Source organism: Bacillus sp. GBSW19 (genome assembly GCF_002998655.1).
GTDB lineage: Bacteria > Bacillota > Bacilli > Bacillales > Bacillaceae > Bacillus.
On sequence record NZ_PVRF01000001.1, the window covers coordinates 900,823 to 923,234 of the forward strand.

The window sequence follows — 22,412 nt, forward strand, 5'->3', positions numbered from 1 at the left end:
AACTACCCTTTGACAGAGCCTTGTGAAAGCCCTGCGATAAAATATTTTTGCAACAGTAAAAACATCGTAACCATTGGCAGCATCGCAATGAGCGCAGCGGCACCAACGAGCTGGAGCTGATGCTGATTTTGACCAAAAAAATGGGATAAGGCGACTGTGAGTGTATGCATCTCTTTATCTTGCAAAAAGAAGATGGCAAATTGATAGTCGTTCCAAATATACACACAGGCAATGATTAAGACAGAAGCGGTAATGGGCTTCAGAAGAGGAAAAACGACAGTGAAAAAAACTCTGAGTGTCCCCGCTCCATCAATACGGGCTGCTTCTTCAAGCTCCTTTGGAATGGTCGACCGGATAAAGCCTGCGTATAAGAAAATGGTTAGCGGCAAAAAAGCAGCGACATTATTTAAAATAGCGATTTGATAGGTGTTCATCATCCCGATTTGAACGACCATTTTATAGAGCGGGACAAGGGCTGTGAGCGGTGGAATGACCATAATGGTGATGAATAAAACATAAACTGCTTTATTTAGCTTTGTGTTTCTTCTTGCGAGCGGATAGGCTGCAAGAGATCCAAGTATGATGAGTAATACAGCGGAGCTAAACGTAATCATCACTGTATTCAAAAAGGACTGGCCAAGCTGAGCCTCTGTCCATGCCGTGCGAAAGTTTTCAAGATGGAGCGCTTTCGGAAACAGCCATTTTGAACTGAAATCTCCTATCCCCTTTAATGATGTCGTCACCAAGATATAAAATGGAATGAGGTGAAGCAATGTCACCAAAAGTGCGAGGAAGGTGTACCATCTCTTTTTGCGTTTAAAGGCGTTATCCATCACACCTCGGTCTCCTTTCGTTTGAAATAAATCAGTGCTGCGACACTAATGACAAGGATGATGACCGCCATGAAGACTCCTTGCGTTGCTGCATAGCCTGCATCCTGACGTTTGAAATACAGATCATACATAAAGGTCGACATCGATTGCGAGGAATCTCCAGGTCCGCCGCCTGTTAGTGCCACAATGACATCAAAAAGTTTCAGCCCGCCAATGACGTTAAGCACAACATTAATGGTGATAGACGGCATAAGCAGCGGCAATGTGATCCGTCTGAATTGCTGGAGGCTTGATGCGCCGTCTAATTGTGCCGCCTCATAATAATCCTTAGGAATACTTTGAAGGCCTGCTAAATAAATGATCATCGCAATTCCGACGAATTGATAGGTGTTGACAAGCACAATGATCCATGTGTTTAATTGCGGATTGCCAAGCGCATTCATTTGGTCAAATCCAAAAAACGTCACCACATCGTTTAAGGCACCGCCTTGGTAAGCAAACACAAAATACCAAATATAGCCCATGGCAATCGGACTGATCATGACAGGTAGATAGATCACCGTCCTTGTGATGCCTCTTATCTTTAAACTTTGGTTTAATAAGAGAGCATATCCAAGTCCAATGATATTTTGTAAGATTGTACTCCCAATTCCGTAGAGAAGCGTGTTTTTGACAACAAGCCATGTCGTTGGGTCTTGAAGCAGACGTTTATATTGATCAAGCCCAATCCATTCATAAGTTTGTGAGAACCCGTTCCAATTCGTAAAAGATAGCTGAATGCCGTTCAAAAAAGGATAAATGATAAAGGTACTGACGACGAGTACAGCTGGCATGTACATCCACCAAAGTGATGAATTCCGGCTTTTTTGCATCTTTTGTTTTGGTAAAGAGGTAAATGCGGCTGGCTGCTTTGCTTTTGTGATGTCATTCATTGGCTTCACTCCTGTTTCAGCATGGGCCTGCTATTGTTTTTTCAGACGCTTATATTCCTCTTCCATCTTCTTCGATAATTGTTCTGGTGTGATGGAGCCTGCTAATAATTCTTGACCCGTCGTTGCCATGACAGCCCACATTCCGCTTGGTAAGTATTTTCGATCGAAGTAAGGTTCAATCTTCACCTGTTCGTATTGATCGTAAAACGTAGAGTAATAGTTTTTCACTTTTACATGCGTTAAGGCTGCTTCAGAGGATGTGCCTTCTGCGATTTTTTCCGCATTTTCAGGCTTTGCGAGAAAATCGATGAATTGTTTTGCTTCTTTTAGATGCTTGGAGTCCTTCCAGGCAGCGACAGTAAATCGTTCTCCCCCAATCCAGCTTTGCTCATCTCCTTCATGAATGGCAGGAACAGGTATCGTGCCTACTTTGATCGATTGATTGAGTTCTGACGCTTCAGGTCCTAAAGAACCTCCGACAAAGGTGAAGGCTATTTTGTTTTGTGCCATCAGTTCAGGTGCTTGAGATAGTTTCGCTGTCAGGACATCTTTGTTTAAAAAATCTTGATCCTTCAGCTCCTTCATGAACTGTGCAAGCGGTGTATAGTGAGACCAATCAAAAGATCCGTTTTCAAGTTCTTTTCCGTATTGATGTTTTGGATCGGTGATTAATAAAGGTGTGGCTAGTTCATCAAAGACTTGGGCGATATTTGAGTTATCTCCTCCTGGTATCCAGAGCGGCACAACCTCTCCTTTGCTCTTTTCTTTAACTGTCAGCAAAGCAGATTTTAATTCATCAAGTGTTTTAGGGACTTCAATGTCATAGTCCTTTAATAGATTGGCATTAAAGCTAAGCCCGTCTTTTGCTTGATTCAGCGGATACGCGTATACTTTGCCATCTTGGTCCTTTAAAATCTGATCGAGAGATGGATCAAGCTGTTTGACCCAATCCATCTCTTTTAAATCAGCCACATACTCGCTATAGCGCAGTTTGGCCCAGCCATGTGTGTCAAACAGATCCGGCATATCGTTTGCCCCCATTTTGACGCGAATCATATCTTCATAGCTGTTGCCCGGGAAGTTGGCATCGATTCGAATATGTGGATGCTCTTTTTCAAACTCACGAATCACTTCTTCAAATGCTTTTCTTTCCCCGCTGTTGCTCATCGTCGAAAAGAGAGTCAGGGTGACCTTTCCGTTTGCTTCGGACGTACCGTTATTGCCGCAAGCAGACAAAAGAATGGTCAAGACAAAGGCCGCAGTCAGCAGCATGAATTTTTTATTCATGGTTTCCTCCTTTTGATCACTGAAAATTCAGACGATAATCGGTAGAATTCATGCAGTTGCGGAAACAAAAGAAGTCCATTATACTGGAATTCTATTCTTTTCAAAGAGATAAGAGAGCATAACGGCAGGCTGCCTTGTTCTTAGCATGATCTGGCCATCATGCTGAGCAGCTGCTTTCTGCTTTTTTGTCTCTTTTTTGTTTGCTGAGATCTTGGTTCACCCCCTTTCATGGATGAGACATGTGCTGCCCCGTTCGATGAGTTTTGTTGGCACGACGACTTTTAGAGGGAGCTTTCTTCCGTTTATTCGCTCAAGCAAAAGCTTCAAGCCGACTTCCCCCATTTCTTCTGTATATACTTTTACGCTTGTAAGCGGCGGACTTGAAAATGAAGCAGCTTCAATGTCATTAAACCCAACAATGGATACATCGAAAGGAACACGCAGACCGGCTTCGTTGAGCGCACGCATTGCACCGATCGCCATTGAATCACTTCCGATAAAAAAGGCTTGTGGAAGGTTTCCTTTTTTAATGGCTTGCTGCATAAGCGTATAGCCTTCTTGCATGGAGTATTCCCCAATGTGGATGTCATCCAGATGAAGACATCCCGCCTCCTGCATTCTTCTCATAAACGTCGTTTGCCTTTCGTCCTCAATCACAGCGTTTCCTTCGAAATAATGCTCCCGCTCCTTTCCGCCAATATAGCCTAGATGTGTATAGCCAAGCGATTGCAGATGGCGAATTGCTCGATCTGCCGCTCTTACAAAATCAACATGTACACAATCATACAAATCTTCATCCGCATAATGATTAATAAAAACAATGTGTTCCATTCGGTTTGTCATTTTTTCAACTGTATCGGGACTGATTCGTCCAATGACAATCAAACCGTCAATATCCTTTAGCATCGCCCCTTTGTCCATGCTTCTCAGGCGAAAGGTATGGAGGGTGGACAGCCCTTGTTTGGCATATTCTTTTTCAATTCCTTTTCGAATCGATGAAAAAAAGGGATCATTTAATTCTTCGTCAATGGATTGAGCGACAACGATACCGATGACTGGGGATTCAGATGGAGGTTTTTCTTCTGCTTGATCGGCTTTTCTTGCTCTCACTGGGGTATAGTTTAGCTTCTTTGCAATGTCGAGGATGTTTTGTCTTGTTGCGTGTGAAACGGCAAGTGTTTGATCGCCATTTAACACACGGGATACAGTGGATACGGACACTTTTGCATCATGGGCAATATCTTTGAGTGTGGTCATAGGCAAACTCCTCTTAGATTTTGACTAAATATTTACTAAAGATATTTGAAGGATAACATATAAGTAAAGCGCTTTCAATTGTGGATTTGTAATTTTTTATTTTGTATTTGGGTATTTTTTGGTGAGATTGCGGTGTTTTAGTAAAATTGCGTAAAAAAGAGGATGGATTACATCCTCTTTTACTAACGTGATTCAATTGAGGCTGTTTCTTTTGCAAACAATTGCTTCATTGTCTCCCAAGCTTTATCGAGTTGATTGTGAAGTCCAAATAAACCTGAGTTGCCGATGATATAGATCTCATTTCCAGCCTCAGCAAGCAGCCGGAACGTGCTCTCATTACAAGAGCCGTCTACTTCAATTGAAAATGAGTATCCTCCTTGCTCTTTTATCTTTCTCACCTCTTTGATTTTACGAAGCATTTCTTTAATAAAAGGCTGTCCAGCAAAGCCTGGATCGATCGTCATGATCGTCACTCGGTCTATTAAATGTATAAAGGAATTTAACACCGCAATTGGTGTGGCGGGATTTAAGACAAAGCCGACCTTGCAGTCTCTTTGATGGATATGCCGAATGATTCTAAAAACGTCTCTTTGCACGACCTCTGGGTGTAAGCAGATCATGCTTGCGCCTGCATCAATGCAGGCATCGATTAAAAATTCTTGGGGGTATTCCGCCATAAGGTGAACATCAATTGGTCTATCTGTCAGTTTTCGAAGCTGTTCTATGAAAAAGGGCGATAAGGTGATATTTTTCACGTAATGACCATCCATGACGTCGACATGATATCGATCTGCTCTTGTGTTGAGTATATGAATTTGTTCGCGGAAGTGCGTTAAATCCATGCACATCAATGAAGGTGAAAAAATGGCTGTCATTCTGAGGCTCCTCCTTTTTAGAGTTGAAATAAAAGCTTGATCAATCCAATCAAGATTCCGATGATACCAAAGTCTGTATCTCCAAAAGTTGTCCCTTCAAAGCCAAGGGTTCCTAACACAGGTAATAAACAAGCAGGTAAAAAGGAAAGAAGCAATCCATTCACAAAGGCCCCAGCGACAGCACCTCTTACGCCTCCTGTTGCATTACCATACACTCCTGCTGTAGCGCCGCAAAAAAAGTGCGGGACAAGACCAGGGACAATGACAGTTAAACCAAACAAAGGTAAAAGAAAAATGGATACGATGCCTCCTGCAAAGCTGCATAAAAATCCGATAATGACTGCATTTGGAGCAAATGGAAAAACGGTTGGCGCGTCAAGTGCCGGCTTTGCCCCTTTCACAAAACGATCGGCAATCCCTTTGAAAGCAGGCACGATTTCACCGATTGCCATCCGCACCCCGGCTAAAATAATGTACACACCTGCAGCAAAGGTAATAGCCTGAATGAGAATGAAGACAGCGAAGTTCGTGCCCCCGCTAATTTGTTCTATAAAGGGAATCCCTGCAAACGGTGCAATCGCAAAGAACAGCAAAGCCATCGTGATCGAAATGGCAACAGATGTATCTCTTAGAAAGCCGAGTGATTTAGGCACTTGAATGGTTTCCGTTGATCTCTCTGGACGACCGATCCATTTGCCGATCATTCCCGCTGTAAAATAACCAAAGGTACTGAAGTGTCCAAGCGCGAGATCATCGCTTCCGGTGACTTTCCTTGTGAATGGCTGAAGAATAGCGGGTGCAATGACCATAGCCGTTCCTAATATAATCGAACCGGTGGTCACAAGAAATCCTCCTTGCATTCCGGCTGTCGAGAGAACCACTGCGAGCATTGCAGCCATATACAAGGTATGGTGCCCTGTTAAAAAGACGTATTTAAAGGGCGTGAATTTTGCCAATAACAAATTGACCAGCATGCCAAAAATCATAATGAGAGCCGTCTGTGTCCCGAATTCCTTTTGAGCAATAGCCGCCATGGCATCTGTATTTGGGACAACCCCTTGAATGTGAAAGGCTGCTTCAAACATTTTTCGAAAAACTCCAAGTGAATCAGACACGACCGTGGCGCCCGCTCCTAATATTAAAAAACCCATGGTTGTTTTCAAGGTGCCTGACACGGTATCTGCGGCTGATTTTTTCTGCAAAAGTAAACCGGCCAGTGCAAACAAACCGATGAGAATTGCCGGTGTGCCCAATATATCGTTCATGATCAGTTCCATCATGATGTGATCCCCCTTTTTTGTGGCTTATATGTGTTTACGAAGGACGTCTTTAATGGCTTCCTGGTCTAACAAGTTATTTAATCCAGCGACCTTTCTTGTGCCGTCATCCAGCTGGTCGATAATGTCTGTTGCTCCGATATATAGATCGGCCTGTTCATTTTTACTTGTGCTGAGATCGGTATGATCCACTTCAGCTACAAGTCCTAACTCTTCTAATGCTTTTTTGACATTCATTTCTACGATAAAGCTGCTTCCTAATCCGTTTCCGCACACAACAAGAATTTTTTTCATTCTCTTTTTCCTCCTTTATAGTTGTGAAAATTGATCAACTAGTTTTTGCACCGATGCTAATTCCTTTGCTTCAACCAGTTGTTTTCTCCGTTTTTCATCACTTAACAGCATGGTCAGCTGTTTGAGTGCTTTCAAGTGGGTCATACTGTCAATGGCTGCTAGCACAATGATGAGACGAACCTGTTTTTTTCCATCTTTAGAGAAAAAAACGGGCGGTTCAAATGACATGAGTGACATGCTTAATTTGTTCACGCCGTCCTCTGGTCTGGCGTGCGGAATGGCTACTTGTGGTGCAATCACAATATAAGGTCCATTTTGATGCACAGACTGAATCATGGCCTCCACATAACCTCTCTGAATGGCATTTTGATCGAGTAAAGGCTGCGCTGCTTTTGTGATGGCCTCTTGCCAAGTATCTGCTGTTTGCTGGAGATGAATGGTTTTTTCTGTTAATAAATCGTTTAACACTGGTTTCCACCCTTTCTGATGGGATACATATGCGGGATGAAGTAGCTCTTTAAGATCACGAAGCAGTGCTTTTTCATTTTGTATGATGGTATGCTGCTGAATGATGTTGAATAAAGCGTCCACATTGTTCTCATCAAGCCTGATTTCTGCACCTTCCCCATATTGAAGTAAGGTTTTTTTCTCATAGGCAGTGAGAATGGGATGAACGAGGTGAACAGGTTTTCCTTTAAACGAAATAGGTGTTGTTGACACAACAAAGTCGACATCAATGGATGACATTTCTTCATATGAACGCTTTGATAATAGTTCACGTACTTCGATATAACCGATTAATTCGATAAGCTGTGTTTTCAGCATGTGACTTGTGCCAATTCCTTCACCGCAGACAATGTATACAGAACGCCGCACAATTGGTGAAATCCCTTCTCTTCTCATCCAACCACCAAAATGCATCGCCACATATGCAATTTCATGGTCGCTGATCTTTGAACAGGTCGCCTTTTCTAAATGGCATACGACCTTTTGAGTGATTTCAAACACCTCTGGCTGTGCTTTTTTAATAGAGTCTGTTAATTCATTGTTGATATTAATGTGATAGATGAGTCTGTAATAGGCCGGGATGAGATGCATTGTCAAGTTTTGCTCCAAGGCTTCGTATTCTTGAAAGGAAATACATGCATACCGCTGAAAGTCAAAAATCATTTGTCTGGCAATGGTGCGAATGAGATGCTCTTCTGGTTTTTTACTTGATGGAAGCTTTTGTTTCTTGGCGCTGAGCCATAGAGTAGTAAGAAAATAGATTTCATCATCATGAACATGAAGGCCGGTTTCTCTTTGAATTCGTGCCATGAAACGAATAGCCGCAAAGCATTCATCTGTTTCCTGCAATGTACGCTTTTCTTCGTTTGAAAGGTGTACAGCACGTTCTAGCTTCATCCGCTTAAAGTAGAAAAAGAGATCCAAAGACAGCTGATCCAGCATGTCATCTGCAAACTCGAGCTTAAGCTCTTGTTCTGACTGCTCGAGGAGATGCTTTAACCGTTTATATGAAATTGGCCCCTTTAACCAAAAAGGTGGAAACGCTTTTTCGTTTTTTATCATTGTGCGAATGGAATGAATATAAGGTTTCAGCGCCAATCGAATCGCTCTTTCTTCTCCTGAAATCAAATAGCCGCAGGCTGCCTGATAGTGGAGGATAAGCTGCTGCTTTGAAAGTGCTTCTTTTAGCTGTTTCATATCTTCAAGCAATGTATTCCGGCTCACTTTGGTCATCTTCATAAAATCATCAATTCTTAGGCGTTTCTCACTGCATGCAATGGATAAGAGCAGGATGGCTCTTCTTTCCTTTACACATGGTTCATAATCATGGCCAACGAGAATGGTGTTCGCTTTTTGAATAATGACTTCTTTTTCATGTGGGTGTAAGTAGTAGCCAAGTTGATCTTTTCGCTGAATACCACTCAGCTGCTGAGTTTCCAGCCAGCTATTCATGCGTTTGATTTCAGAGTAGACGGTTCGAGTAGAGACATTCAGTCGATTCTGTAAATCTTCAATTGATAAATAAGATGTCGTGTGAATCAGCATTGATAGTAAAGTCGTGCCCCTTTTGGTTAAATACAGTTGGAATTCCTCCCTTCTTCCCTTTGGTTATAAGTCTAATCAACTCACATGCGTCAAAGAAGCCCAAATGTCTTCAGCACATGCTGTGCAGCTTTTGGGTGCTCTTTTGCCATAAGAAAAAGCACACCCGCTTGAGTGTGCTTTGAGATTTGTACAAAAAGAACCCTTTGTCTTCTTTTATGTGATAGAAAACGTTTGTAATGAGGTCATGGATGTACTGAAAAATCTTTTTGAATTTTTTTGATCCTTCACAATGCTTTTGGCATTCTTGATTCACACATATGTACTGCATCAGTGTCCGCATGTTCTTTCTTCTGGACAAAATATTCACGTTCGTTTTGCTTGCCTCTATCATACGATGATCCACTTAGAAAAAAAGGTCCCCTTTTTCTCGGCCAATACAAATAAGAAAAAGTGCCCATAAACATGGACACTTTTTTTATATTATTCCCAAAACGCATCGCCTTCGTAATAAATATATTCCTCAACAAAAGTTTTAAAGTCTACATAAACGTTTTCAAACAGATAAAGCTGTCTTCTTCTATATCCTGTTGTTTTATTGTAACGTATCCCACAAAAACACTATGCTTTAATAATACCGTTTTCTTTTAGAAACCGTTCGAACAATTCATCCCCTTTATCCTCAATATATTCATCATCAATATTATACTCTCCAACCAACAAACCAAAATCATCATATTTTTCATATTTTTGTTTAAGTTTTATACCATAGCTTTCTTGATCAAAAAACAATAACCATTTCCCTGAATCTAAACTTTTAAAAAACACACCTTCATAATCTGAATCATTTTCATAATAGCCTACATGCAAATGCATTGTATCGTCTAAGTTAAGCAACGTTGATCTCTCCTTTAGAAAATAACATGATGATCTTTTAGATTAGGTGGAACGTGATAAGGTATATTATAACAATACTCATGTTATTTTATATCCTTAATCATATTGTATCCTTATAGGTACTCCGTTTTTTGAATGAATACTAGTCTTTCCGTAATCAGGAATGTCTGATAAATAGGCTTTGTGGTTAACTCCGTCTAAGATTAGGAGTTTTACTCTTCCCAACTCTATGTGCTTTCAATTTTCTTTGTAGTTAGAATTTCAAAAAGAGATGTTCGTCCCTTAAATCTAAAGACAAATAATCAAAGCCTTCAGATCAGCTTCAGTCAGAGCCTCATCTATGTTTTCAGCCCAAGATAGTTATCTTTGACAGCTCAGTCCTCCTCCTATCATCAGTTATACTTTCAGCTAAACCATCTTCAAAAACAGCGTGCAGCCTTTGAGTCCATTTTTCCATAAAAAAGCACACCCGCATCAGTGCGCCTTCTTACGATTTAGACTTAAGCAATTGCAGCTCTTGGTCCATAATATCTGCTGCTTCGTTAATAAATTGAATGATTAAGTCTAATTCTTCTCGTTTGTATTCGTTTGTGAGCTGTTTAGTTGATGCCGATAAGGATTGGAAAAGTTCTTTTACCTGTGATTTCCCTGCCGTTAATGGAACGATGATAACTCTTCGTTTGTCTTTTGGGTCTTTTTCTCTTTTGACGTAGCCCGCTTTTTCAAGGCGATCAATAAGAGCTGTGACCGCACCTGAGCTAAGACCTGTTTTTTCACTTAATTCTCCTGCTGTGAGAGGACCGAGTTCGTTTAATAAATCGGCTGATTTGAGGTCTGTTGGGAAAAGGCCGAGCGATTGCGCGGCCGCTTGATGGAATAAAACCGTTCGTGTGGCGAGGCGCCTCATTGTATGTATGATCAGGTCTGCTCTGTCTTCAGTCTCGTTCTTTATTGACAACTTGTTCTCCTCCCTTTAAAATCAATTTATCTTGATCATCAAGATAAATGTTCTCTTACTTATGGTTAAGTTGATCATAGCAAAAATAAGAAGAGAACGTAAGCAGGAGGTAAATGAAATGAATCATGTGGATAAAGGCAAGGCATCCACTCGCTTTGTTGTCATCGGTTTGCTGTTAGGGATTTTTATGGCAGCGATGGACAATACCATTGTTGCAACAGCGATGGGAAGCATCGTAGCAGATTTGGGCAGTTTTGATAAATTTGCTTGGGTGACGGCTTCTTATATGGTGGCAGTGATGGCTGGAATGCCGATTTACGGAAAGCTTTCTGATATGTATGGTCGAAAGCGTTTTTTTCTGTTTGGACTTATTTTCTTTTTAATTGGATCAGCGCTGTGCGGTATCGCACAAACGATGGATCAGCTCATTATTTACCGGGCCATTCAAGGGCTTGGAGGCGGTGCCCTTCTTCCGATCGCGTTTACGATCATCTTTGATATCTTCCCGCCTGAAAAGCGCGGAAAAATGTCCGGTATGTTTGGTGCAGTATTTGGTTTATCGAGTGTACTAGGACCACTGTTAGGAGCTATTATCACAGATTCGATCGGCTGGCATTGGGTTTTCTATATTAACGTGCCAATCGGTATTGTTAGTGTGTTCTTGATCGCCAGATACTATCATGAATCGCTGGAACATCGCAAGCAAAAAATTGACTGGTCAGGTGCTATTACACTTGTCGTGGCAGTTGTGAGCTTAATGTTCGCACTTGAGCTTGGCGGTAAATCTTATGCGTGGGATTCGGTGCAAATCCTCACACTTTTTGCCGTGTTTCTTGTGTTTGGTACCATCTTCTTTATTGTTGAGCGTAAAGCGGAGGAACCGATTATTTCTTTTTGGATGTTTAAAAATCGTTTATTTGCGACATCTCAAATATTGGCGTTTTTATATGGGGGGACATTTATTATTCTTGCCGTCTTTATTCCTATTTTCGTGCAAGCGGTGTATGGTGAATCTGCGACAAGTGCAGGGTTTATTTTAACACCGATGATGATAGGATCTGTGATTGGCAGTATGATTGGCGGAACGATGCAGACGAAAGTGCCTTTCAGACGTCTTATGACGATCTCTGTTATTTCATTTTTTGCTGGGATGCTGCTTCTTGCCAATATGTCACCAGATACAGCTAGACTGTGGCTTACACTCTTTATGATGATATCAGGCTTTGGCGTCGGCTTTAGCTTCTCTCTTCTGCCTTCAGCTTCAATGAATGATCTTGCCCCTCGTTACCGAGGCAGTGCAAACTCAACCAATTCATTTATGAGATCACTTGGGATGACGCTTGGTGTCACGATTTTTGGGACGATTCAAACCAATGTCCTAACGAATCGCTTAGCAGATGCCTTTAGCGGAATAAAAGGAGCCCCTTCTCAAATAGGCGATCCACAAGCCATTTTTCAAGAAGGTGCTCGCTCACAAATTCCGCCTGATATTTTAAATAAAGTCATCGATGCGATGTCACAAAGCATTACGTACGTATTTTTGATTGCGTTATTCCCTATTGCCCTTGCAGCGATTACGGTCCTATTTATGGGAAATGCACGAGTACGCACATCAAATGAAATGAAAGAAAGCGAATAATGTGAAAAAGCAGAGCCTTAGCGGCTCTGCTTTTTTGTTTCACTGATATAGAGGATGGGCTTTGCCCTCACTGCCAACGATCCGTATTTTCGATGTGACCATGTCTTTTGCTGCTTGTTTTGCTTTTTGTAAATACATACGTGGATCTAAGCTTTCAGGTTCGTTTGAGAAATGATCACGGATGGCTTCAGAGTACGCATTTTTCAATTCAGTAGAGACATTGACCTTTGCCATACCAAGTGCTACACATCGTCTGACGTCCTCATCCGGTACAGCGGAACCACCGTGCAGCACAAGGGGAACATCGACCAGCGCTGCAATTTGTTCAATGCGGTCAAAGTCAATATCCGGTACCCCTTTATAAATGCCGTGAGCGGTACCAATCGCAGGCGCTAAAGTAGGTACCCCAGTTTCTTCTACAAATTGACGGCATTCTGATGGAATGGCTTTTTCAGCATCCTTTTCATCGACGACGATATCATCCTCTACGCCGCCTACCTTGCCTAATTCTGCTTCGACGTTCACCCCTACTTTTAACGCGAGGTCTACGACTTCTTTTGTGCGGCGTACATTTTCTTCATATGAATGCATGGATGCATCGATCATGACGGATGTATATCCCGCTCGAATACAGGTGAGAATCACATCAAAGTCCGTGCAGTGATCAAGGTGCAGACCGATTGGGATTTGATATTGATCAGCCGCCGCTTTGACTGTATCTGCAATCGCTTTTGCTCCAAGTGATTGAACCGTTCCAACCGTTGTTTGCAAAATGACAGGTGATTTTAATTCTGCGGCCGTTTCGAGCACCCAATAAATACTGTCAAAGGAATGTACATTGAATGCAACGATTCCGTATTTTTCTTTTTTCGCAGCCTCAAGCATCGGTGTTGTTGAAAGTAAAGGCATGATCAAACATCCTCTCTCGTTAAAATATCTGTTTCTAAAACAGTAAGCATGTCTTCATTTGTTCTTGTTTCCAGTAGCTTTTGTCGTTTCGCTTCATCCATTAATCCTCGTGAAAGGGCAGAAAGAGCCTTTAGATGAGTGGTGCCCGCTTCATTTTTGGGGATCAGTAAGGATAAGAAGAAAAAGCATGGCTTCCCATCAAAAGCGTCCCATTCAATGCCTGTTTCCGTGCGGACGATCACGAGTGCTGGTTTTGTGATGGCTTCTGTTTGTGTATGTGGAATGGCAAATCCATCTTGAAATCCAGTCGTGCTCAGTGCTTCCCTTTCAGCTAAGCCTTTTTTGACATCCTCTGCTGATGTACAAATACCTGCTTTGTAGGCAATGTCAGCAATGGCTGTGAAAACGCCAGCCTGTGAAGAAGCTGTTTCATGAAGATTCATATAGATATGTTCCATCATTTCTCTTCCTCCCTATTAAACTGCGGGTTTGTCTATTTTTTTACGGTAAAGTCCGTATAGAATGGCACCTACAAGTGATCCGATCAGTATGGATAGTACCCACTGAAATGCACCTGTGACGACTGGAAGGACAAGGAATCCACCATGCGGAGCTGGAACCTGTACGCCAAATAGATACGTCAATATAGCAGAGATGGCTGAGCCAAACATGATAATTGGCAGGACAACGATCGGGTTTTTTGCCGCAAATGGGATGGCACCTTCTGTAATATGTGTCGCCCCTAGAATATAGTTGATTGCCCCTGCATTTCGTTCCTGCGGTGTGAAATGTTTTCTGAAAATCGTTGTGGCAATCGCAATGATAAGCGGCGGTGTGATACATGCTGCGGACACACCTGCCATGAAGTAAAGGTTGCCTTGTGCAAGTAAAGCCGTTCCTGTGACATAGGCTGCTTTGTTAAAAGGACCTCCCATATCAAATCCACACATCGCGCCAACAATTAAACCTAAGAGCAGCGGGTTCGTGGATTGAACAGCTGAGAGAAAATCCATTAATGAATTATTTAGGCCTGTGATCGGAACTAATAGTGGTGTCATCACAGCTCCAATCAAGAAAATACCGATAACAGGATAGATGAAGATTGATTTTAAACCGTCAAGTGATGCAGGTAATTTTTGAAGCAGGAATTGAAGGAATACGATGATATATCCTGCTGCAAAACCTGCGATAATACCACCTAAGAATCCAGCGCCACCGTCGTTTGCAAGCAGGCCGCCGATAAATCCGACAACCATCCCTGGGCGTCTGGCGATTGAATCAGCGATAAATGCTGCTAAAATAGGCACCATTAAGCTAAAGCCGAGTCCACCAATGCTTTTTAAATAGGCAGCAAACGGATGATACGTTTCATGCTGAGGATCAGCTGAGTAAATACCGAATAGAAAAGAAATAGCAATTAAGACTCCGCCTCCAACGACAAATGGAAGCATGTGTGATACACCGTTCATTAAATGTTTGTAGATCGTGTGTATCCATTTATTCGTCGTCTTTTGTTGAGAGGATGAAGGAGCAGATGTTTTCTCCGTCCCAGGAGCCCTTCCTTTCACTTGATGAACGGGTGCATCTCCATTGATAATGCCTTGGATCAGTTCTTCTGGCGTGCGGATGCCTTTCGCTACAGGCACTTCAATCAGTGGTTTGCCGTGAAAACGATCTGTATTCACATCTTTGTCAGCTGCGACAATGACCCCATCGGCCTCCAGAATGTCTTGATCGGTTAAAGCGTTTTCAATTCCTACTTGACCATGCGTTTCGACTTTGATGTCGACCCCTAATTGCTCAGCAGCTATTTTTAATGCCTCAGCTGCCATAAACGTGTGTGCAATGCCTGTTGGACAGCCAGTTGCAGCGACAATTTTTTTACGGCTCATATCTGATTCCCCCTTATATCTTGTGAATGTGTACTTGCTCAATTAATGAATGAATGTCATGTAAATCACTTAAGCCTTTAGAAAATGCAGTAGATGCGCCCGTTGCAATGCCGTAACGTAAGCATTCTTCAGGTGAATGACCTTCAAGCTGTTTACTAAGAAAGGCTGCGAGCATTGCATCTCCAGAACAAGCTGTGTTTACCACAGTGCCTGTCGGTGCGTTTCCTTTTAAGATGACGTCTTTCGTAATGAACAAAGCCCCTTCTCCTCCGCGGGAAATAAGCACTTGCTCTGCACCCATCTCAATGAGTTTTTCTCCTGATTGAATGAGTTCTTTTTCTGACATAGGATGTATTTTGCCGAAAAAAGCAGCGATTTCTTCTTCATTCGGTTTTAATAAATACGGCTTGTATTGAAGCGTCTCAAGAACTGCTGCGGAGCTTGTGTCTAAAATAAACTTAACGTTGTGCTGATGACAAATAGCTGCTACTTCTGAAAAAATGCTGGCGGGTACGCCCTTTGGCAGGCTGCCTGACATGATAAGGATGCCCCCCTGCGGGATGGCCGCTATTTTTTCACGAAAGGCGTGAAGCGATTTTGCTTCAATCGCAGGTCCTTGGTTCACGAGCTTGTATTCTTCTGTCGTATTAATAAAAACATTAATGCGTGTAATTCCTTCAACCGAGATAAAATCGGTTTGAATGGAAAGGTCCTTTAAGGATTGTTCAATATAAGAGCCTGAAAACCCAGCAATAAATCCTAATGCAGTGCTGGTGAATCCATATTTCTTTAGCATAATGGAGACATTGACTCCTTTGCCATTCGGCTGATAGTCTTCATCTTCTGTGCGGTTGACTGCATTTGCCCTCATTTCTTTTAATGCAATATATAGGTCAATAGCAGGATTTAAGGTGCAGGTATAAATCAATTGGTTTCACCTTCTTTCTTTTCTCTAAAGAAAGTATCTCATACGATGGAGTGAAAATGTTTTCAGATTGTGTAAAGGTTTTCATGATAAAAAGCCTTCCAGATCAAAGTCTCGAAGGCTTCTTAAGCGGTTATTTCATTCGGATCACATAGGCATCTAGTAAAATGCGGGCAATGACATGAAGAGACAGGCGCGATCTGACTTCATAATCTGGGAAGAAAGATTGTTCGCCTTTATATCCGACTAGAGTCATATCTGATATTTTGCTTAATGTAGAATCTATTCTTGTCGTGACGGTAATGGTTGTGACTTGCTTCATGCTGAGATTTTGACACGCTTCAACGAGCTCTGCTGTTTCGCCATTTAATGAAACAAAGATCGCAAGTTCATTTTTACCAATATCTCGTGATTTCAGCCGAATGATATTCGGGTCGTCGTGTACTTCGCATGTTTTTCCGATGAGCTGTAATTTGATGGTCATTTCTTTAGCAATCATCTCTGAGAACCCTCTGCCGAAAATATAAATTTTGTCCGCATTATGTATTTTTTGAACGGCATCTTCAATTTGCCCAATACTTTGCAGCTGAATCGTCTTTAAAACCTCTTCTTCATTTTTCCGAATCGCTAGTTTGATGTCTTCATCGATGTTTTTTAGCTGATCACTTGCATCGGTCATTTTCTTTTCTTGTTTCAATCGATACTTAAAGGAGGTATAGCCGTTGTAACCAATTTTTTTCATCAATCTGACAATTGTGGCTGTCGACACATTCGCTCTTTCACTTAATGTGACGATGGATAAGGTGGAGATATCCTCTAGATGCTGGTGAATATAATGGAGTAAATAACGTTCTGTTTCACTTAACGTTTGATACACATCGCTTGGAATGTTAAATAGTGGTTCATTCAATTCGATTCCCCCTTACTCATTTCATACTATAATTAAATACCCAATAAAAACAAGGTGATTCTTTTGTCATATATTTTGATGGAAAGCCAAAATGAGTGAAATTTGATTTTTGACATACACTAAGGAAAAGTTGTGTCTGTGTGAAAGGAGCTGATACCTATGCTTCATCTCTTGTTTTTTCTCATCCTTCTCTATGTCGTCTATGTATTTTTGACCGCATTTGTTTTGTTTTATTTACCGATACGAAAAACATGCAAAGAACATTGTATTTATAAAGCCTCTTCTATCTCAGGAGACGATCAGGGGACAAATCAAGTGATGCTTCTTGACGATGGGTTTGAATCTGGTCAGGTTAGAATCCAAATGATTCGTGAGGCAAAGAAGGTGATCCGTCTCAGTTACTATTCCATTCAAAAGGGAAAAACAGCCGAATGGGTACTAGGTGCTTTAATTGAAGCAGCTGATCGAGGTGTGAAAGTCCAGGTGTTGTTAGATGGCATTTGTCACAGTTTGCGCGGGCCGCTGAAGCATTTGCGCTATGCGGTGGCAAATCATCCGAACATGTCGATTCGTTTTTATGAGCCCTTTCGTTTGTTCAAGCCATGGACGTGGCATAATCGGCTTCACGATAAGCTGCTACTAGCAGATGGTCGAGTGGCTGTGATGGGCGGAAGAAATATCGGTGATAAATACTTTGCAGATCAGCCGCCGAAAGACTTTGCTTTTGACCGCGATGTGCTGCTCTATAACGCCAAAAAGGGAAAAGTATTAGATGAAATGGAGCAATATTTCGTTTATCTATGGAATCATGATTTTACGAAAAGAACAAAAGATGTGTTCTCCAAGCCAAAAGCGAAAAAAGGGTTAAAGCTTAGAAAACAGCTGCTCAGATCCTATCAAGAAGCAGTGCGCACAAAAGAACCTTTTGTGATGTCCTCCTTTGATTGGGCAGCAGATGCCACTTCAGTGAAACAGATTGCCTTTTTCACAAATCCTGTGGAACGCTTCAATAAGCGGCCGCTTGTGCTGAAAAAACTGAACGATCTTGCGCACCGGGCAAAGCGTTCTGTGCTTATACAAACGCCTTATGTCATCCCAACACGCCCAATGAAAGCCGGACTCACCCCCTTAGGTAGTGAGATTCAAACGACAATGGTCACGAATTCTCTTACAGCGACACCAAATCCGTTAGCCTTTGCTGGATATTTAAGCACGAAAAAGGAACTGATGAAAACAGGCGTTCATTTGTATGAATATGAAGGCCCCTATTCCATTCATGGGAAATCAATGGTGATTGATGATTACTTGAGTATTATTGGGACATATAACTTAGATGCGAGGTCTAGTTTTTTAAACACAGAGTCGATTTTGGTGATTGACAGTGCCCCGTTTGCGTTATCACTTACACAGGCAATCGAACGAAAAATCGCCTACAGTAATCTCGTTGCTAAAGACCGAACAGCCTATCATGCGAGCGCATATGGGCAGAAAAAAAAGCCTTTGATGAAAAGGCTCCTTTTAAATGGATTATCCGCGATAACGGTATTATGGCGGCGATTGATTTAAAAAAGGGCGGCTACTCTTGTGGCAGCCCTTTTTCTTGCGATTGATCTTTTTCTGCTGACTCCAATTTGGTCAATTTAAACACTAAGATCCCAGCAACAATCACAATGACACCTAATAGTTTTGTAAAAGAAAATGCCACTTTTTCTAACCCAAGCCAGCCAAGCGAATCAAACAAAAGAGCGCAGCCCAGCTGTGCCGTGAGGACAATCGAGATGCCATAAGTCGGTCCAAGACGTTTGATACTCTGAACAAGACAAATGACCACTCCTACCCCAATGGCTCCGCTGATCCAGTACCAAGCTTCCATATGTCTTAATTGAAACATGCCAGTTCCCTCTAGTAAGAGACCCATCAGGAGTGAAGCAATAAAGCCCATTCCAAGAACGACGGTTGTAGTTGACCAAGAGCCTGTATGCTCATTGACCTTACTGTTAAAAATGGTTTGTAAGCTGACGAGTGCGCCAGCAGTGATAGCTAATAGTATTCCTATGATCATATATAAATCCCTTCATTTCTTCTATTCATAAATATTGTGCTCTGCTATTTCTAGGAGCCCTTTCCGGTCACAAATCGTAATCTCTCCTCTACGCCTCTCTATCAGCCCTTTTTCACAGAATTGCTGAATGACCCGGTTAATATGACGATAGCTTGTACCGATTAAGCTTGCCGCATCAGTGAGACGAAGGGCGCTCGCGCTGTCATCATTTGTCACAACAGACAATAAGTAGCTTGCAAGCCTGACCTCCACAGGATATAAAAGGTGGAAACTCAAATCATTTGATTTTGTATAAAATTTGTTTGTGATGCCTTTTAGCAGAAAGGTTAACACGCGTGGGTCATCCTTCGCATGGCGCATGAGCGCTTGATGAGAAACCCTTAGCATATGTACTTCTGTGACAGCTTCGACTGTATTGACCATATCCGTCTGCTGAACGTATTCAATATCTCCAATCGCTTCAAGGGGATGTTTAAAGCTAAGAATAAAGGTCTTCCCTTCCTTTGTGGTCGTGAAAATCTTTAATTTTCCTTTCACTAACAAGTACAGGTACTCCCTCTTATCCCCTTTTGAACAAACGAGCTCACCCTGCTCATAGCGCCACAAGCTCACGTGTGATATGAGCTTTTGATGAAAGACGTTTTCTAATTGATGTGCCTTCATATATGAGGCAAAAAGAGGTTCATCATAAAGCTCCTCCATCTGACGCCCTCCTTTATAGCTTTAAAATGATCACGCCTGCGACCATCAGTAAAATTCCTGCATAATGAGGCCATTTCATTTTCTTCTTCTGTACACCAAACCATCCTTTTGCATCGATTGCAAAGGTAAAAGCAAGCTGTGCAATAAGTAACGCTGCGATGGTGAGTGTGACACCGATCATTTGAATCGCGGTGACTTCATTAAAAATAATAATGGCTGCAAATGCGCCGCCTATTAAATAAAGTGGCCGCACCTTTTGATATTCCCTGAAGTGCCCGTCTCGAACGATCAGTAAGATGACAAGCGAGATGATAAAACCGGTTAGCTGTGTGATAGTTGCTGCCTGCCATGTGCCGATATCCTGGCTGATTCTTGCGTTGGCCACGCCTTGCAGTGTAATGCAAGCGCCTCCTAATAAAGCGAAAATAACACCTTTCATTCGTTCAAATTCTCCTTCTTTTTTCAGTCTAGTTCCATTAAATGATACATGCCCATCTATTGAAAAGGACATATGTCCCACTTTGCGTATTATATCAGAAACTTTTTCTTTTGCAGTTTCTTCGTTTTAGATTTTTCACAGTGGGTACAGTTTTATATCAGCTGAAAACAGAATATTGATTGAATCACATATAAAAAGGAGACATGTCAGAATGAGAAATCAAGAGAAACATTTTATTAATGGAGAATGGATTGCTTCAACAGGAAACGAAAAGACAGAGGTCATCAACCCTGCGACAGAAGAAGTCATTGGCACCATTAGCTTAGGAACAAAAGAAGATTTAGATAAGGCAGTGAAAGCAGCTCGTGCCGCCTTCCCTTCTTTCTCGAAAACAACTCGAAATGAACGCGTGAAGATGCTGGAAAACATTGTGCGCGGCTACGAAAAACGCAAGGATGAACTTGTAGAAGTGATGACACAAGAGCTCGGTGCACCGCTGAAAGTATCAGAAGAAGTTCATTACACAATGGGCTATGAACATTTTTCTAAAGCAGCGGAAGCACTTAAATCTTATACATTTACCGAGGACCGCGGCGGACATACCATTATAAAAGAAGCGATTGGCGTCAGCGGATTGATTACACCGTGGAACTTCCCAACGAATCAAACTTCTCTTAAAATTGCGGGTGCCATTGCGGCAGGCTCACCAGTTGTCTTAAAGCCAGCAGAAATTACACCTTTTGCTGCGATGATTCTTGCAGAAATCATTGATGAAGCAGGCGTACCGAAAGGAGTCTTCAACTTAGTAAACGGAACTGGTGACGTGATTGGTGACGGTATTAGCTCACATCCTGATATTGACTTTGTTTCATTTACTGGATCAGGTGCTGTCGGCTCGAAGATTATGGAAAACGCTGCTGACAATGTGAAGAAAGTGGCTCTTGAGCTTGGCGGGAAATCCCCTCTTATCGTTTTAGATGATGCAGATGTGGATGAGGCAGCAGAAACCGCCGTTCATCATATTGCGATGAATACAGGTCAAGTGTGTTCTGCGGCTACGCGTGTGCTTATTCCAGAATCAATGAAAGACAAATTTGAAAAAGCGCTGCTGAATGCCCTGCCGAAGTTTACAGTTGGTGATCCGAGAGAAGATCACGCTACAGGCCCGCTTGTTTCTAAAAAGCAGTGGGATACTGTGCAATCTTATATTGAAAAAGGAATTGATGAAGGTGCTACTCTGCTTGCAGGGGGAACTGGAAAGCCGGACGGAATCGATAAAGGATATTTCGCCAAGCATACCATTTTCACCAATGTGAAAAATGATATGACCATTGCGCAAGAAGAAATCTTCGGACCGGTCATGAGTGTGATTACGTATCAGGACCTAGATCATGCCCTTGACATCGCCAATGATACGGTTTATGGCCTTGCCGGGTATGTTGTTGGAAAAGATGAAAAAACTTTAAAATATGTAGCTGAACATATCCGTGCTGGCCAAATCACCATTAACAATGCCGAAACAGATTACTTTGCCCCATTTGGCGGCTTTAAGCAATCTGGTATCGGAAGAGAATGGGGAGACTTCGGCATCGAGGAATATTTAGAAGTGAAAGCTGTGATGGGACTTCCAACGGCATAAATTGAGAAGGGAGAAAAACTCTAGGGTTTTTCTCCCCTTTTTTATTTGTGAATTTTAAGAAGTGCTCATTGCCCTCCTACTTATCCATAATGATTTTATATTTTTCGACCGTTGCTTTAGGAGGAAACGATTCTTGTAACTCATCAAACCAGATCTCAACCGTTTGACCCTGTGCCAGCTCTTTAGTATCAACTTTCGATAAATCCATAATGATGAGATCATGTTTATACTTATCAATAAGAAGGTGAGTATTCAATGAATAATCGCTTTTTAGAGGAGTTTTATTGTTTATAAGAAGTAAACCAGTCTCCTCTTTACTCAGCAGTATGCCTTTTTTTGAAAAAGGCGTTGTTGTTTTATTCTTATTGTATGAATCCTTTATATTGTCCTTTGGAGAATTGCACGCTACTAATAAAATGAGAAAAATCAAGATGACAAACCGAAAACATTTTATGTTTTTAAACTTTAGCTGCATCAACTTTCCTACACTCCTTTTCAATTTTCACGATAGCTTCTTCATGCTAGCATTCTCAGAACAAAACGCCTATTTTTCTTAAGGTGCTTTATAAGTTAAGCTGATTTACCTTCAAGTTCATTCACCTTGTAAAGGTATTAGAAATCTTAATCATGACAATC

21 protein-coding genes and 1 pseudogene are annotated in these 22,412 nt (G+C 41.8%); 3 read left to right on the top strand and 19 right to left on the bottom strand.

Annotated features, from left to right (window positions below; genetic code table 11):
• Positions 1 to 2 precede the first annotated feature (2 nt).
• The 10 genes from C6344_RS04800 to C6344_RS04850 form a co-directional block, all read right to left on the bottom strand.
• Complete coding sequence (locus C6344_RS04800) at positions 3 to 833, bottom strand: carbohydrate ABC transporter permease (protein ID WP_060596463.1); 831 nt, start codon at positions 831 to 833, stop codon at positions 3 to 5.
• Positions 833 to 1,765 (bottom strand): carbohydrate ABC transporter permease, encoded by a 933-nt coding sequence (locus C6344_RS04805; RefSeq protein ID WP_060596464.1) that lies wholly within the window; start codon positions 1,763 to 1,765, stop codon positions 833 to 835. Before C6344_RS04805 ends, C6344_RS04800 begins: the two co-directional genes overlap by 1 nt.
• Positions 1,766 to 1,795: 30 nt before the next feature.
• Positions 1,796 to 3,052, bottom strand: coding sequence for an ABC transporter substrate-binding protein (locus C6344_RS04810; RefSeq protein WP_060596465.1), 1,257 nt, complete (start codon positions 3,050 to 3,052; stop codon positions 1,796 to 1,798).
• Between the two features lie 216 nt (positions 3,053 to 3,268).
• Positions 3,269 to 4,309, bottom strand: coding sequence for a LacI family DNA-binding transcriptional regulator (locus tag C6344_RS04815; protein WP_106061892.1), 1,041 nt, complete (start codon positions 4,307 to 4,309; stop codon positions 3,269 to 3,271).
• A 182-nt stretch (positions 4,310 to 4,491) separates the two neighbouring features.
• Positions 4,492 to 5,184: a D-allulose 6-phosphate 3-epimerase gene (gene alsE / locus C6344_RS04820; protein WP_060596467.1), complete on the bottom strand. Its 693-nt coding sequence runs from the start codon at positions 5,182 to 5,184 to the stop codon at positions 4,492 to 4,494.
• A gap of 17 nt (positions 5,185 to 5,201) precedes the next feature.
• Positions 5,202 to 6,464, bottom strand: a complete 1,263-nt coding sequence (ulaA, locus tag C6344_RS04825) for a PTS ascorbate transporter subunit IIC (RefSeq protein ID WP_060596468.1) — start codon at positions 6,462 to 6,464, stop codon at positions 5,202 to 5,204.
• Between the two features lie 24 nt (positions 6,465 to 6,488).
• A complete protein-coding gene (locus tag C6344_RS04830; protein WP_034660831.1) occupies positions 6,489 to 6,755 on the bottom strand; it encodes a PTS sugar transporter subunit IIB in 267 nt (88 codons plus the stop codon).
• 15 nt (positions 6,756 to 6,770) lie between these two features.
• Positions 6,771 to 8,843 carry a BglG family transcription antiterminator gene (locus tag C6344_RS04835; protein ID WP_223253268.1) on the bottom strand — a complete coding sequence of 691 codons (2,073 nt, stop codon included), beginning with the start codon at positions 8,841 to 8,843 and terminating at the stop codon, positions 6,771 to 6,773.
• Between the two features lie 582 nt (positions 8,844 to 9,425).
• Complete coding sequence (locus tag C6344_RS04845) at positions 9,426 to 9,701, bottom strand: DUF3986 family protein (protein ID WP_223250439.1); 276 nt, start codon at positions 9,699 to 9,701, stop codon at positions 9,426 to 9,428.
• A gap of 487 nt (positions 9,702 to 10,188) precedes the next feature.
• Positions 10,189 to 10,608 (bottom strand): MarR family winged helix-turn-helix transcriptional regulator, encoded by a 420-nt coding sequence (locus C6344_RS04850; protein WP_223250451.1) that lies wholly within the window; start codon positions 10,606 to 10,608, stop codon positions 10,189 to 10,191.
• 169 nt (positions 10,609 to 10,777) lie between these two features.
• On the opposite strand from C6344_RS04850, the pseudogene C6344_RS04855 reads away from it, so the two are divergent.
• Positions 10,778 to 12,344, top strand: a pseudogene (locus C6344_RS04855) (MDR family MFS transporter).
• Here C6344_RS04855 and C6344_RS04860 read toward each other — a convergent pair.
• From C6344_RS04860 to C6344_RS04880, 5 genes are all read right to left on the bottom strand, one after another.
• Positions 12,338 to 13,207 (bottom strand): class II fructose-bisphosphate aldolase, encoded by an 870-nt coding sequence (locus C6344_RS04860; protein ID WP_034660835.1) that lies wholly within the window; start codon positions 13,205 to 13,207, stop codon positions 12,338 to 12,340. The pseudogene C6344_RS04855 and the gene C6344_RS04860 sit on opposite strands and share 7 nt — an antisense overlap.
• A 2-nt stretch (positions 13,208 to 13,209) precedes the next feature.
• Positions 13,210 to 13,668 carry a PTS sugar transporter subunit IIA gene (locus tag C6344_RS04865; protein ID WP_106037277.1) on the bottom strand — a complete coding sequence of 153 codons (459 nt, stop codon included), beginning with the start codon at positions 13,666 to 13,668 and terminating at the stop codon, positions 13,210 to 13,212.
• 15 nt (positions 13,669 to 13,683) lie between these two features.
• Positions 13,684 to 15,099, bottom strand: a complete 1,416-nt coding sequence (locus C6344_RS04870) for a PTS fructose transporter subunit IIC (RefSeq protein ID WP_066030822.1) — start codon at positions 15,097 to 15,099, stop codon at positions 13,684 to 13,686.
• Positions 15,100 to 15,112: 13 nt separating this feature from the next.
• On the bottom strand, positions 15,113 to 16,027 hold the full coding sequence (pfkB, locus tag C6344_RS04875) for a 1-phosphofructokinase (protein ID WP_060596475.1): 915 nt from the start codon (positions 16,025 to 16,027) through the stop codon (positions 15,113 to 15,115).
• Positions 16,028 to 16,157: 130 nt separating this feature from the next.
• Positions 16,158 to 16,934, bottom strand: coding sequence for a MurR/RpiR family transcriptional regulator (locus C6344_RS04880; RefSeq protein ID WP_066030821.1), 777 nt, complete (start codon positions 16,932 to 16,934; stop codon positions 16,158 to 16,160).
• Between the two features lie 159 nt (positions 16,935 to 17,093).
• Here C6344_RS04880 and C6344_RS04885 point away from each other — a divergent pair, with 159 nt between their 5' ends.
• Positions 17,094 to 18,500 carry a phospholipase D-like domain-containing protein gene (locus tag C6344_RS04885; RefSeq protein WP_060596476.1) on the top strand — a complete coding sequence of 469 codons (1,407 nt, stop codon included), beginning with the start codon at positions 17,094 to 17,096 and terminating at the stop codon, positions 18,498 to 18,500.
• A 10-nt stretch (positions 18,501 to 18,510) separates the two neighbouring features.
• Here C6344_RS04885 and C6344_RS04890 read toward each other — a convergent pair whose 3' ends face one another.
• From C6344_RS04890 to C6344_RS04900, 3 genes are read right to left on the bottom strand one after another with little or no spacing between them, the layout of a single operon-like run.
• Positions 18,511 to 18,996: a DMT family transporter gene (locus C6344_RS04890; protein WP_060596477.1), complete on the bottom strand. Its 486-nt coding sequence runs from the start codon at positions 18,994 to 18,996 to the stop codon at positions 18,511 to 18,513.
• A 21-nt stretch (positions 18,997 to 19,017) separates the two neighbouring features.
• Positions 19,018 to 19,698, bottom strand: coding sequence for a Crp/Fnr family transcriptional regulator (locus C6344_RS04895; protein WP_060596478.1), 681 nt, complete (start codon positions 19,696 to 19,698; stop codon positions 19,018 to 19,020).
• A 13-nt stretch (positions 19,699 to 19,711) separates the two neighbouring features.
• Positions 19,712 to 20,137 carry a DMT family transporter gene (locus tag C6344_RS04900; protein ID WP_060596692.1) on the bottom strand — a complete coding sequence of 142 codons (426 nt, stop codon included), beginning with the start codon at positions 20,135 to 20,137 and terminating at the stop codon, positions 19,712 to 19,714.
• A 211-nt stretch (positions 20,138 to 20,348) separates the two neighbouring features.
• On the opposite strand from C6344_RS04900, the gene C6344_RS04905 reads away from it, so the two are divergent.
• Positions 20,349 to 21,776, top strand: coding sequence for an aldehyde dehydrogenase family protein (locus C6344_RS04905; RefSeq protein ID WP_106072791.1), 1,428 nt, complete (start codon positions 20,349 to 20,351; stop codon positions 21,774 to 21,776).
• Between the two features lie 76 nt (positions 21,777 to 21,852).
• Here C6344_RS04905 and C6344_RS04910 read toward each other — a convergent pair whose 3' ends face one another.
• Positions 21,853 to 22,251 carry a DUF3221 domain-containing protein gene (locus C6344_RS04910; RefSeq protein ID WP_223254320.1) on the bottom strand — a complete coding sequence of 133 codons (399 nt, stop codon included), beginning with the start codon at positions 22,249 to 22,251 and terminating at the stop codon, positions 21,853 to 21,855.
• Positions 22,252 to 22,412 lie beyond the last annotated feature (161 nt).

Bases quoted from the DNA above. Each gene is read 5' to 3' on its own strand.
- C6344_RS04800 (WP_060596463.1), bottom strand. From the start codon at position 833: ATGGATAACGCCTTTAAACGCAAAAAGAGATGGTACACCTTCCTCGCA.
- C6344_RS04805 (WP_060596464.1), bottom strand. From the start codon at position 1,765: ATGAATGACATCACAAAAGCAAAGCAGCCAGCCGCATTTACCTCTTTA.
- C6344_RS04810 (WP_060596465.1), bottom strand. From the start codon at position 3,052: ATGAATAAAAAATTCATGCTGCTGACTGCGGCCTTTGTCTTGACCATT.
- C6344_RS04815 (WP_106061892.1), bottom strand. From the start codon at position 4,309: ATGACCACACTCAAAGATATTGCCCATGATGCAAAAGTGTCCGTATCC.
- alsE (WP_060596467.1), bottom strand. From the start codon at position 5,184: ATGACAGCCATTTTTTCACCTTCATTGATGTGCATGGATTTAACGCAC.
- ulaA (WP_060596468.1), bottom strand. From the start codon at position 6,464: ATGATGGAACTGATCATGAACGATATATTGGGCACACCGGCAATTCTC.
- C6344_RS04830 (WP_034660831.1), bottom strand. From the start codon at position 6,755: ATGAAAAAAATTCTTGTTGTGTGCGGAAACGGATTAGGAAGCAGCTTT.
- C6344_RS04850 (WP_223250451.1), bottom strand. From the start codon at position 10,608: ATGAGGCGCCTCGCCACACGAACGGTTTTATTCCATCAAGCGGCCGCG.
- C6344_RS04860 (WP_034660835.1), bottom strand. From the start codon at position 13,207: ATGCCTTTACTTTCAACAACACCGATGCTTGAGGCTGCGAAAAAAGAA.
- C6344_RS04865 (WP_106037277.1), bottom strand. From the start codon at position 13,668: ATGATGGAACATATCTATATGAATCTTCATGAAACAGCTTCTTCACAG.
- C6344_RS04870 (WP_066030822.1), bottom strand. From the start codon at position 15,099: ATGAGCCGTAAAAAAATTGTCGCTGCAACTGGCTGTCCAACAGGCATT.
- C6344_RS04885 (WP_060596476.1), top strand. From the start codon at position 17,094: ATGCTTCATCTCTTGTTTTTTCTCATCCTTCTCTATGTCGTCTATGTA.
- C6344_RS04890 (WP_060596477.1), bottom strand. From the start codon at position 18,996: ATGATCATAGGAATACTATTAGCTATCACTGCTGGCGCACTCGTCAGC.
- C6344_RS04895 (WP_060596478.1), bottom strand. From the start codon at position 19,698: ATGGAGGAGCTTTATGATGAACCTCTTTTTGCCTCATATATGAAGGCA.
- C6344_RS04900 (WP_060596692.1), bottom strand. From the start codon at position 20,137: ATGAAAGGTGTTATTTTCGCTTTATTAGGAGGCGCTTGCATTACACTG.
- C6344_RS04905 (WP_106072791.1), top strand. From the start codon at position 20,349: ATGAGAAATCAAGAGAAACATTTTATTAATGGAGAATGGATTGCTTCA.
- C6344_RS04910 (WP_223254320.1), bottom strand. From the start codon at position 22,251: ATGCAGCTAAAGTTTAAAAACATAAAATGTTTTCGGTTTGTCATCTTG.